Here is an 11,525-nt window from a genome sequence, read left to right on the forward strand (position 1 = left end):
GACATCGGGGATGCAGTCGGTCGCCTCGCACATCGCTCGCCTGGCCCTGGTGCAAGGGGCGCGGCGTGGCTCCGGACATGTGGTCGGCCGCAACCTGATCCTCACCGCCGGCCACGTGGTCGGCCCGCTGGGCGCGACCTGCCGCGTCCGCGTGCACGGGGACGCCGAACGCGACGGCGCCGTGGTGTGGCGGGCGGACCACCTGCACCTGGACGCCGCGCTGGTCCAGGTGCCGCAGTCCGGCTGGCCCGAGTCCACCCCCGACATCCGGTACGGCGAACTCGCCGGCCCGCAGCCCGTCGAATGCCTCACGGTCGGCTACCCGTTGGCGAGCGTGGACGCCGACGGACGGAGCGGGGTCGAGGAACACGCGTGGCTGGTGGCGCCCGGGACCGGCGTCGAGCGGGACCGCTATGCGCTCAACAGCGTTCTCACTCCGCCGCACGAGCGGGTGGCCACGTCAGGTGGACCGCGCTCGGGCTGGGCGGGCCAGTCCGGTGCCGCCCTGCTCAGCGGCGACGGCCGCGTCGTGCTCGGGGTGGTGGTCGCCGACCCGAACAGCTTCGGGCCGGGACGCCTGGAGGCGGTGCGGGTCAGCTCGCTGATGAGGGACGGGGTGTTCGGCAACTGGGTCGGGGTCGCCCCGGACGACGTCGTCCGCCTCACCGCGAAGGGCCAGGCCGACGAGCCGCAACTACCGCCGGGCATCGTTCCGCACGCGGACGAGGTGGCCGGCCTGGACGGGCTGTTGCGCAACCTGCAGGAGGAGTGTCTGCCCTTCGTGCCGCCGATGGACGCCACGGCGCCCACGCATCCCGACCGCCTGCTCGAGCGGCTGAACGAGTCGGCCGGACGGTCGGGCGTGCTCCTGGTCGGCGCCGCCGGGGCCGGGAAGACGCGCACCTGCTTCGAGGTCGGCATGCGGGCGGAGAAGGACGGGTGGACCGTCCTGCACGTGAAGTCCGGTGAGCCGCTGGTCACCAACGCGGATGTGGCGGAAGCGCTGCAGTCCGTGGGCAGCGAACGGACTCTGGTGATCCTCGACTACCTCAACGAGTGCCGGGGCCTCGACCTGCCCGGCCTCCGTCAGCAGGTGCTGCCGGAGGCCAGGCGCCACGGCACCCGCGTGGCGTTGCTGGCGTCCGCGCGGCCCGGTTGGCAACTTCAGACGGCAGCCGAGCTCACTCCGCTGTTCGACCTCGTCCGCCTGGCTCCGGACGACCAGCAGGCGGCCAGGATCCGCCAGCAGGTGGTGACCTCGCTGTCCCCGACCGCGCTGGGCATGCTGGGCGAGGAACGCCTGCTGGAGCTCTGCGGCAGCCGGCCGATCATCGCCATGCTCGTCGCCCTTGAGGCGGAGACGCGCGCGAAGGCGGGGACGCTCAACCGCGCGCTCCCGAGCGTCCGTCCCGGGGAACTCGTCGACTGGCTGAACCGGCGCCTGCGCGAGGACGGCCTGCTCCCGCAGGCGGTGAGCCTGATCAGCGACCCCGAGCCGAGCGTGGAACTCCAGACGTGTGTCGCCATGGCGGTCGCCGCCCCGCAGGAGCGGACGAGCCTGATCGCCTGCGGGGGCCGCGTCGCGGGCGGCGACACCGAGCGGGCGGAACACCTGCTCGGGATCCTGCTCACGATGGGCTGGCTGGTGCCCAGCTTCGGCGAGTACACGACCGTGCACGACATCGTCACGGACCAGCTGACGGAGAGCACCTTCCATCGGCCCGGCAGCGGGACGGTGCGCTCCGCGGTCGCCGACCGGATCCTGGCCGCCTCGCTGACCCGAGGTCGGACGATCGGGAGGTACGCCACGAACCTGGGCCGCCTGATGCGCGACCTCACCCTGGAGCAGCGGTCCGGCCCGTTGCAGGAACACTGCCGACACTGGCTGGAGGGTCACGAGCGGGAGGTGGGTGGTCTGCTCGCCGAGCAGCAGGACGAGGGGGCGTACGCGCTCGGCGCGGTGATGGACAACCCCTCGTGGTCGCCCGTCGCGTTCGGCAGGTGGGACACCGTCGTAGCGCCGTGGCTGGCGGTGCACGCCCGCACGTTCTCCGCCCGCCACCTGCTCTACAAGGGCCTGCGGGCCTCGGTCTCCGACGATCGGTTGGTGCGCGAGTCGATCGAGTGGCTCGCGGTCCACCATCGGGCGGAAGCCACCTTCGTCCTGCGTCCCCTGTTGCAGCGGGAGCTCTCCGACGAGCAGGCCGCAGTGGTCGTACGGCGGGCCCTGGCGTGGCTCGACGACCACGCCACCACGCTCAATGCGCAGTTCGTGCTCCAGCCGCTGCTGGACCGCGAGTTGTCCGACGAGCAGGCCGCCAAAGTCGTCCGGCACGCCCTGGCGTGGCTCGACGACCACGCCGCCACCTTCAACGCGCGGTTCGTGCTCCAGTCGCTGCTGAGCCGTGAGTTGTCCGGCGGGCAGGCGGACGTCGCCGTCCGGCACGCCCTGGCGTGGCTCGATGATCACCTGGCCGCTCTCGACGCCGGCTTCGTGCTGTGCCCGCTGCTGGGTCGTGAGTTGTCCGGCGGGCAGGCGTGCGTCGCCGTCCGGCACGCCCTGGCGTGGCTCGATGATCACGCGGCCACCTTCAGCGCGCGGTTCGTGCTGCGCTCGCTGCTGGATCGTGACTTGTCCGGCGAGCAGACCAGCGGCGTCGTCCGGAACGCCGTGGCCTGGCTCGATGACCACGCGATGACTCTCGACGCGCAGTACGTGCTGCGTTCGCTGCTGGAGCGCGAGTTGTCCGACGAGCAGGCCACCAAGGTCGTCCGGCATGCTCTGGCGTGGCTCACCGACTACGCCGACATCGCCGACGCCGGTTTCGTGTTGCGTCCGTTGCTGCAACGTGAGCTGTCCGGCGGGCCGGCCACCAGCGTGGTCCGGCAGGCGTTGGTGTGGCTCGACGTCCACGCCGCCACCCTTGAGGGGCAGTTCGTGTTGCGGCCCCTGCTCCAACGCGAGCTTCCCGACGAGCAGGCCGGACCAGCCGTCCGGCACGCCCTGGTGTGGCTCGACGTCCACGCCGCCACCCTCGACGGGCAGTTCGTGTTGCGGCCCCTGCTCCAACGCGAGTTGCCAGACGGGCAGGCCACCAGCATCGTCCGGCACGGCCTGGCGTGGCTCACCGATTACGCGGACATTGTCGACGCCGGTTTCGTGTTGCGTCCGTTGCTGCAACGTGAGCTGCCGGACGGGCAGGCCGCCACGGTCGTCCGGCATGCCCTGGCGTGGCTCGATGATCACTCGGTCGTTCTCGACGCCGGTTTCGTGTTGCGTCCGTTGCTGCAACGTGAGCTGCCGGACGGGCAGGCCGCCACGGTCGTCCGGCATGCCCTGGCGTGGCTCGCCGAGCATGCCGCCACCCGCAACGCCGGCTTCGTGTTGCAACCGCTGCTGCACTGTCCCCTGTCCGACGGGCAGGTCAGCGCCGTTGTCCGGCACGCCCTGGCGTGGCTCACCGAGTACGCGGCCACCCTTGACGCGCAGTTCGTCCTGCGCCCGTTGCTGGATCGCGAACTGCCCGCAGAGCAGGCCGCCACCGTGGTCCGGCACGCCCTGGCCTGGCTCACCGGGTACGCCGACACCGTCGACGCCGGCTACGTGCTGCAACCGTTGTTGCAACGTGAGCTGTCCGACGATCAGGTCACCACGGTCGTCGGGTACGCGTTGGCGTGGCTCACCGCGCACGCCGGCATTCTCAACGCCGGCTTCGTCCTGCGACCGTTGCTGCAACGTGAGTTGCCCGGTGAGCAGGCCGCCACCGTGGTCCGGCACGCCCTGGTGTGGCTCACCGCGTACGCCGCCACGTTCAACGCCAGCTTCGTGTTGCAACCGCTGCTACGACACCGGCTGCCCGGTGAGCAGGCCGGCACGGTCGTCCGGCACGCCCTGGCGTGGCTCGCGGGGCACGCCACCGACATCGGCGCGCGGTTCGTGCTGCGCCCCCTGCTGCAACGACCGTCCCGCGGCGAGCAGGCCGCCTCGGTGGTCCGGTACGCGTCGGCGTGGCTGGCCGTGCACGCGGTCACGCCCGGGGCGCGGTTCGTGTTGCAGCCGTTGCTGCAACGGGAGCTGTCGGACGAGCAGGCGGCTTCGGTGGTCCGGTACGCGTCGGCGTGGCTGGCCGTGCACGCGGTCACGCCCGGGGCGCGGTTCGTGTTGCAGCCGTTGCTGCAACGGGAGTCGCCGGACGAGCAGGCCGTTCCGGTCGTTCGGCACGCGTCGGCGTGGCTCGCCGTTCACGCCACCACGTCCGGTGCCGGTTTTGTCTTGCAGCCGCTGCTGCGGCGTGAGCTGTCGGACGAGCAGGCGGCTTCGGTGGTCCGGTACGCGTTGGCGTGGCTGGCCGCGCATGCCGGCACGTCCGGGGCGCGCTTCGTGTTGCAGGCGTTGCTGCAGCGTGAGCTGTCGGATGATCAGGCCGCCTCGGCCGTCGGACATGCCCGGGCGTGGCTCGCCGACCACGCCGCCGCCCCGGCCGCCGGCACGCTGCGCGCCCAGCTGGATCGGATGACCACCTGAGCGGGCGGCCATCGGCACGCGAGATCGCGGAGCGGGCGACGGGAATCGAACCCGCGTAGTCAGTTTGGAAGACTGAAGCTCTACCATTGAGCTACGCCCGCGAGCCCCCCACCGCGGCGGGGCGCATGCGACAGCGTACCCAATCTCCGGCCCCGGCGCGCAGCGCCCACCCGGCCGGCGCCGCCGCCCACGGCGCGGATCCCACGGTGCGCCCCGGTCACCCACGCGGGGGCCCGGACGGCATACACTCTTCGTCGCCACGGGGTGTGGCGCAGCTTGGTAGCGCACTCGCTTTGGGAGCGAGGGGCCGTGGGTTCAAATCCCGCCACCCCGACTGTCGTTCGCGACCGGATCGTCCCGGGAACCACCGGTTTCTCCGTGTGCTGCCCGGGCGCTGCCGACGCCGCAGCCCGACTCGCCTACACTCGATGCGCGCAATCCCGCCCCAGACTTCAACACCCAGATCCGTCAAGGAGTACGCCTGTGAAGAGCACCGTCGAGACTCTGAGCCCGACGCGCGTGCGGCTCGCCATCGAGGTGCCGTTCGTCGAGCTCGAGCCGAGCCTCAAGAAGGCGTACCGGGAGATCGGCCAGCAGGTCCAGGTTCCCGGCTTCCGCCGGGGCAAGGTTCCCAGCGCGGTGATCGACCAGCGGGTGGGCCGGGGGACCGTCCTCAACGAGGCGATCCAGGAGGCCATCCCGCAGAACATCCTCGCCGCGGTCCGGGAGCACGACCTCAAGACGCTCGGCCGTCCCGAGGTCGACATCACCGAGTTCAACGACGGCGACTCGCTCAACTTCACCGCCGAGGTCGACGTCCGCCCGGAGATCACCCTGCCGGACCCGGCCACCATCGAGGTGACCGTCGACGAGCTTGAGATCGCCGACAGCGAGATCGACGAGCAGGTCAGCAGCCTGCGTGAGCGGTTCGCCACGCTGAAGACCGTCGAGCGGGCCGCCCAGGAGGGTGACTTCGTCCAGATCGACCTGAACGCCACGGTCGACGGCGAGGACGTGCCCGGCGGTTCGGCGAGCAACATCTCCCACGAGGTGGGCAGCAAGCAGCTCCTGCCGGGCCTGGACGAGGCGCTCGTCGGCCTGGCCGCCGGCGACAGCACCACCTTCACCACGCAGCTCGTGGGCGGCGACTACGCCGGCCGGGACGCCGAGGTGGCGGTGACCGTCCGCACGGTCAAGGAGAAGGAGCTGCCCGAGCTGGACGACGACTTCGCGCAGATGGCGAGCGAGTTCGACACGATCGAGGAGCTCCGCGCCGACCTGCGGGAGCGGGTCACCCGGGGCAAGCAGGTCGAGCAGATCTACGCCGCCCGCGACAAGGCCCTGGAGCAGCTGGTGGCCGCCGCCGACGTGCCGGCGCCGGAGGGCGTCGTCAAGGACGAGGTCGAGAGCCGCAAGGCCGCGATGGTCGACCAGCTCGAGCGCATCGGCGCCTCGCTGGAGGAATACCTCGCCGCGGAGGAGAAGACCGAGGAGCAGATCGACACCGAGCTGACCGAGGCCGCGACCGACGGCGTCAAGATCCAGCTCCTGCTGGACACGCTTGCCGACGCGGAGGACGTGCAGGTCTCCGACGACGAGTTCGGGCACGAGATCGTGCACCGGGCGCAGCGCGCCGGGATGGCCCCGCAGCAGTACTACGACCAGCTCGCCCGCTCCGGCGCCGCGGCGGCCGTCTTCGGTGACGTCCGCCGGGGCAAGGCGCTGGCCGCGGTGATGGAGAAGATCAAGATCAAGGACTCCGCGGGCAACGAGGTCTCCCTCGACGCCCTGCGGGCCCAGAACGAGGCCGAGCACGACCACCAGCACTGATCGTTCCGGTGACGGCCGCCGTCCCGCGCTGCGCGCCGGGCGGCGGCCGAAACCCTTTCCGGGGTACGCCGAACGGGTGACTGCGCTGAGAGCGAACAGTGCCCCGACCGGGAGTGCGCCCGGAGGCCGAGCGGTTAGTGTCGGACAGGACGGTACGGAGAGCGAAGGGCTGCCATGACCGACATGCACATCCCCAAGAAGTCGCTCCGGGCGATCGAGGCCCGCGGTGGCGACTCCATTGGCAACCTCGACGACTCGGTCTACAACCGGTTGCTCAAGGAACGGATCATCTTCCTCGGCAGCGAGGTGAACGACCAGGTGGCCAACCGCATCTGCGCGCAGCTCCTGCTGCTCGCCGCGGAGGACCCGGACCGCGACATCTTCCTCTGGATCAACTCGCCGGGCGGCTCGGTCTACTCCGGCATGGCGATCTACGACACCATGCAATACATCGACAACGACGTGTCCACCGTGGCGATGGGCATGGCCGCCTCCATGGGCCAGCTGCTGCTGTGCGCGGGCACCAAGGGCAAGCGTTACGCCCTGCCGCACGCGCGGATCATGATGCACCAGCCCTCGGGCGGCCTCGGCGGCACCGCGTCGGACATCGCGATCCAGGCCGAGCAGATGCTCTACACCAAGCGGATGTTCCAGGAGCGGGTCGCGCACCACACCGGCCAGAGCCAGGCCCAGATCGAGGCGGACTCGGACCGTGACCGCTGGTTCACCGCCCAGGAGGCCATGGACTACGGCTTCATCGACAAGGTGATCATCGGGGCCGCGCAGGTTCCGGATGGCGCCGGGACCCTGAGCTGATCGAGGAGCTGACGATGACCGACCTGAGCCTGCCGCCCCAGTTCGCGGCCGTGCACAACCGTTACGTCCTGCCGTCGTTCGTCGAGCGCACGTCGTACGGGATGAAGGAGTCGAATCCCTACAACAAGCTCTTCGAGGACCGGATCATCTTCCTCGGGGTCCAGGTGGACGACGCGTCGGCGAACGACGTGATGGCCCAGCTGCTGACGCTTGAGGGCACCGACCCGGACCGCGACATCATCATGTACATCAACTCGCCGGGCGGCTCCTTCACCGCCATGACGGCGATCTACGACACGATGCAGTACGTCCGGCCGGACATCCAGACCGTCTGCCTCGGGCAGGCGGCCAGCGCGGCGGCGGTGCTCCTCGCCGCCGGCACCCCGGGCAAGCGGATGGCGCTGCCCAACTCCCGGATCATCATCCACCAGCCGGCCACCGAGGGCGGCTACGGCCAGGGCTCGGACATCGAGATCCAGGCCCGGGAGATCCTGCGGATGCGGACCCAGTTGGAGGACATGCTGTCCCGACACTGCAACCGGCCGATCGAGCAGGTCCGTAAGGACATCGACCGTGACAAGATCATGACGGCCGAGGAGTCGAAGGACTACGGGCTGGTCGACACCATCCTGACCAGCCGTAAGAAGGGCCTGCTGGCGACTCACGCCGCGGGCTGAGCACTTGTGGTTCGGAGGTCGGCCGGGGCATCGATCCCGGCCGGCCTCTGACACACCCGTTTTGGGGGTCGGAGAAAACCCGGCCACCGGGTAACGTCGGGTCTGTACCGCTCCGGGGTCGGATCGGTGGATCCGGCAGCATGGTGACACGACAGGACGGACGAGTGCCGAGGCGCTCGCAGGTCAGGGCCGGCGCTTCGGCCGATGAGTGCAGGGAGAACGTAGGTGGCACGGATCGGTGACGGCGGCGACCTACTGAAGTGCTCCTTCTGTGGCAAGTCACAGAAGCAGGTCAAGAAGCTCATCGCGGGCCCCGGGGTCTACATCTGCGACGAGTGCATCGATCTCTGCAATGAGATCATCGAGGAGGAGCTGGCCGAGTCCGGCGAGGTGAAGTGGGAAGAGCTTCCCAAGCCGATGGAGATCTGCCAGTTCCTCGACAACTACGTCGTCGGTCAGGAGCAGGCCAAGAAGGCGCTCGCCGTCGCGGTCTACAACCACTACAAGCGGATCCAGGCCGAGGCGGCCGGCGCCCCCGGCTCCGGCAGCGACGGCGTGGAGCTGGCCAAGTCCAACATCCTGCTGCTCGGCCCCACCGGCTGCGGCAAGACCCACCTGGCGCAGACCCTGGCCCGGATGCTCAACGTCCCGTTCGCGATCGCCGACGCCACCGCGCTCACCGAGGCGGGCTACGTCGGCGAGGACGTGGAGAACATCCTCCTCAAGCTCATCCAGGCCGCGGACTACGACATCAAGCGCGCCGAGACCGGCATCATCTACATCGACGAGGTCGACAAGATCGCCCGCAAGTCGGAGAACCCGTCGATCACCCGGGACGTCTCCGGCGAGGGTGTGCAGCAGGCGCTGCTCAAGATGCTTGAGGGCACGGTCGCCAATGTGCCGCCGCAGGGCGGCCGGAAGCACCCGCACCAGGAGTTCATCCAGATCGACACCACGAACGTGCTGTTCATCTGCGGTGGCGCGTTCGCCGGCCTCGACCAGATCATCGAGGCCCGCACCGGCTCCGGCGGCACCGGCTTCGGCGCCCGGCTCCGGTCGGTGTCGGAGCGGTCCACCGACGACATCTTCAGCCAGGTCATGCCGGAAGACATGTTGAAGTTCGGGTTGATCCCCGAGTTCATCGGCCGACTCCCGGTGATCACCAACGTGCGCAGCCTCGACCGCGGCGCCCTGGTCCAGATCCTCACCGAGCCGCGCAACGCGTTGGTCCGGCAATACCAGCGCCTGTTCGAGCTCGACGGCGTCGAGCTGGAGTTCGAGCAGCCGGCGTTGGAAGCCATCGCCGACCAGGCCATGCTCCGCGGCACCGGCGCCCGCGGCCTGCGGGCCATCATGGAAGAGGTGCTCCTCTCCGTGATGTACGAGGTGCCGAGCAACCCCGACGCCGCCCGGGTGCTGATCACCCGCGAGGCCGTCCTGGAGAACGTCAACCCGACGATCGTGCCGCGCGAGTTCACCGGCCGGCGCCGCCGGGACCGCGAGGAGAAGTCGGCCTGATCGTCGTCGCGACCGCGCCCGGGTCAGCTCGGGCGCGGTCCGCGTGACCGGGTTCGGCGGTCCCACTCGCCCGACGGGGTGACCACCACCATCATCAGGCGCACCGGCTCGTCGCCGGCCGTGCGGTAACCGTGTTCCCGGTCGGCGTGGAACTCGACCGTCTCGCCGGCGCCGACCTGATGGTCGACTCCGTCGACGGTGACCGTGACGGCGCCGTTCAGCACGTGCAGGACCTCCCGGGTGCCGTGTGCGTGGTCGGCGGAGCGCAGCGCCTCCCCGGGGCGCATCCGCCAGTCCCAGAGCTCGACCAGGTCGGGTTCGCCGAGACCGCTGAGCAGACGCGCCGCGCCGCCGTGCTCGCCGCGCCACAGCACCGGCGCCTCGTCCGCCGGGGTGATCCGCACCGGGGCTTCCTCGGCCGGTTCCAGCAGCCGGGCGATGCTGACGCCGAACGCGTCGGCGACGCGGCAGAGGGTGCCGATGCTCGGATTGGTCCGTCCGCCCTCGATCTGCACCAGCATGCCCTTGCTCACTCCGGAGCGGCCGGCCAGTTCCTCGAAGGACCAGCCGCGGGTGGCCCGCAACTCGCGTACCTGCTGGGCGACCGCGGCGGTCACCGCGCCCACCCGCCCACCGGTGTCGGTCATCATACTGTCCTTCACGGTCACTATTATGGTACGACTGCGGTATGCTTCCCATTGTGCTCGCCGCGGTCTCCGCGATCGCGTTCGGCACGGCCGACTTCTCCGGCGGCAAGGCGTCCCGGCACGCCGACCCGATCGCCGTGACCGTGGTGTCCCAGTTGCTCAGCCTGCCGCTGCTGATCGTCCTGGTGCTCGTCGTACCCGGCTCCCCGGGCAAGGCCGACCTGGCGTGGGGCCTGCTCGCCGGGGTGGCCGGCGCGGCCGGCGTCATGCTGCTCTACCGCGCGCTGGCCACCGGCGTCATGTCGGTCGTGGCCCCGGTCACCGCGATCACCGCCGCGGTGGTGCCGATCGTCGCCGGGCTGGTCTTCGCCGCTTCCCCGGGCGCGGTCGCGCTCGGTGGCGCCGGGCTCGCGGTGGTGGCGATCGCGCTCGTCAGCCTGGGCGAGCGCGGCGGCGCCGGCCGCGTCTCCGGCCGGGTGGTCGGCATCGCCCTCGCCGCGGGTCTGCTCTTCGGCGTCTTCTTCGCCCTGCTCGGCCAGGCCGACGAGCGCGCCGGCATGTGGCCGGTGCTCGCGGTGCGTGTCAGCTCCATCGCGTTCGGCCTCGCGCTCGCCGCCCGCACCGGCGCCCGCCTGCGCCTCGGCCGCCGGGTGCTCGGCTGGGCCGCCGCCGCCGGACTGCTCGACTCCGCGGCGAACGCGCTCTTCCTGGCCGCCGCCGGACGTGGCCACCTCAGCGTGGTGGCGGCCATCGCCTCCCTCTACCCGGCGAGCACCGTCCTGCTCGCGCTCGCCGTCGACCGGGAGCGGCTGCGGCCGGTCCAGCTGGCCGGGCGCGGCTTCGCCGCCGCCGCGCTCGTCCTGGCCAGCGTCTGAGCCTGTCCTCCGGCCGCCCGCGCCCGTACCCTCGATCTCATGCGCGTCGCCGTCTGCCAGCTCAACACCCGTGACGACCGGGCGGCGAACCTCGCCGCCGCCGAGGCCCTGCTGATCCGGGCCGCGGCGGCCGGCGCCGACCTCGCCCTCCTGCCCGAGTACGTCGACTACCTCGGCCGTGCCGACCGGATGCCACCGGCCGAACCGGTCGACGGCGAGGTGGGGCGGTTCTTCGCCGAGACCGCCCGCCGGCTCGGCCTCTGGGTGATCGCGGGCTCGTTCCACGAGGCCGGCCCGGACCGGGCCCACACCTGGAACACCTCGCTGGTCTTCGACCGTGAGGGCGCGCTCGCCGCCGCGTACCGGAAGATCCATCTGTACGACGTGGAGATCCCCGGCCGGGTCTCCTACCAGGAGTCAGCCACGGTCGCGCCGGGGGAGAAGCCGGTGGTGGTCGATGTGGAGGGTCTCCGGGTCGGTCTGTCGATCTGTTACGACCTGCGGTTCCCCGAGCTCTACCGGCAGCTCGCCGTCGACGGCGGCGCCGAGCTCCTGGTCGTGCCGGCCGCGTTCATGATGCACACCGGGCGGGACCACTGGGAGGTGCTGCTCCGGGCCCGGGCGATCGAGAACCAGT

The 11,525-nt window shown here is 70.9% G+C and carries 8 protein-coding genes and 2 tRNA genes (1 of these 10 running past the window's edge); 8 read left to right on the forward strand and 2 right to left on the reverse strand.

Features of this window, described 5'->3' with window-relative positions; translation table 11 throughout:
* Window positions 1-10 precede the first annotated feature (10 nt).
* Entirely contained in the window at window positions 11-4,525 is a 4,515-nt protein-coding gene (locus tag O7602_RS05135) for a serine protease (RefSeq protein WP_281587070.1), read from the forward strand.
* A 30-nt stretch (window positions 4,526-4,555) separates the two neighbouring features.
* Here the strand turns inward: O7602_RS05135 and O7602_RS05140 are convergent.
* A tRNA-Gly gene (locus O7602_RS05140) sits at window positions 4,556-4,626 on the reverse strand.
* 159 nt (window positions 4,627-4,785) lie between these two features.
* On the opposite strand from O7602_RS05140, the gene O7602_RS05145 reads away from it, so the two are divergent.
* The 5 genes from O7602_RS05145 (at window position 4,786) to clpX (ending at window position 9,366) form a co-directional block, all read left to right on the forward strand.
* Window positions 4,786-4,859 (forward strand) — tRNA-Pro (locus O7602_RS05145).
* Window positions 4,860-5,008: 149 nt separating this feature from the next.
* A complete protein-coding gene (gene tig / locus O7602_RS05150; protein WP_281587071.1) occupies window positions 5,009-6,355 on the forward strand; it encodes a trigger factor in 1,347 nt (448 codons plus the stop codon).
* Between the two features lie 174 nt (window positions 6,356-6,529).
* Window positions 6,530-7,171: an ATP-dependent Clp protease proteolytic subunit gene (locus O7602_RS05155; RefSeq protein ID WP_089158260.1), complete on the forward strand. Its 642-nt coding sequence runs from the start codon at window positions 6,530-6,532 to the stop codon at window positions 7,169-7,171.
* 14 nt (window positions 7,172-7,185) lie between these two features.
* A complete protein-coding gene (locus tag O7602_RS05160) occupies window positions 7,186-7,848 on the forward strand; it encodes an ATP-dependent Clp protease proteolytic subunit (protein ID WP_281587072.1) in 663 nt (220 codons plus the stop codon).
* Between the two features lie 225 nt (window positions 7,849-8,073).
* On the forward strand, window positions 8,074-9,366 hold the full coding sequence (gene clpX, locus O7602_RS05165) for an ATP-dependent Clp protease ATP-binding subunit ClpX (RefSeq protein WP_281587073.1): 1,293 nt from the start codon (window positions 8,074-8,076) through the stop codon (window positions 9,364-9,366).
* Between the two features lie 23 nt (window positions 9,367-9,389).
* On the opposite strand, the gene O7602_RS05170 is transcribed toward clpX, so the two are convergent.
* On the reverse strand, window positions 9,390-10,028 hold the full coding sequence (locus tag O7602_RS05170; RefSeq protein ID WP_281587074.1) for an XRE family transcriptional regulator: 639 nt from the start codon (window positions 10,026-10,028) through the stop codon (window positions 9,390-9,392).
* 26 nt (window positions 10,029-10,054) lie between these two features.
* On the opposite strand from O7602_RS05170, the gene O7602_RS05175 reads away from it, so the two are divergent.
* Both O7602_RS05175 and O7602_RS05180 read left to right on the forward strand, forming a co-directional pair.
* On the forward strand, window positions 10,055-10,888 hold the full coding sequence (locus O7602_RS05175; protein ID WP_281587075.1) for an EamA family transporter: 834 nt from the start codon (window positions 10,055-10,057) through the stop codon (window positions 10,886-10,888).
* A gap of 39 nt (window positions 10,889-10,927) precedes the next feature.
* Window positions 10,928-11,525: the 5' portion of a carbon-nitrogen hydrolase family protein gene (locus O7602_RS05180; RefSeq protein ID WP_281587076.1), read on the forward strand. The gene runs 200 nt beyond the window's last position; 598 of the gene's 798 nt are visible here — the first part of the coding sequence; its start codon is at window positions 10,928-10,930; its stop codon lies off the right edge, out of view.

Origin of the sequence: Micromonospora sp. WMMD1128 (assembly GCF_027497235.1) — a bacterium.
Taxonomy (GTDB): domain Bacteria; phylum Actinomycetota; class Actinomycetes; order Mycobacteriales; family Micromonosporaceae; genus Micromonospora.

What these genes read in the sequence shown, in the direction of transcription:
- O7602_RS05135 (WP_281587070.1), top strand. Translation starts at nt 11, where the DNA reads ATGCAGTCGGTCGCCTCGCACATCGCTCGCCTGGCCCTGGTGCAAGGG.
- O7602_RS05155 (WP_089158260.1), top strand. Translation starts at nt 6,530, where the DNA reads ATGACCGACATGCACATCCCCAAGAAGTCGCTCCGGGCGATCGAGGCC.
- O7602_RS05160 (WP_281587072.1), top strand. Translation starts at nt 7,186, where the DNA reads ATGACCGACCTGAGCCTGCCGCCCCAGTTCGCGGCCGTGCACAACCGT.
- O7602_RS05175 (WP_281587075.1), top strand. Translation starts at nt 10,055, where the DNA reads ATGCTTCCCATTGTGCTCGCCGCGGTCTCCGCGATCGCGTTCGGCACG.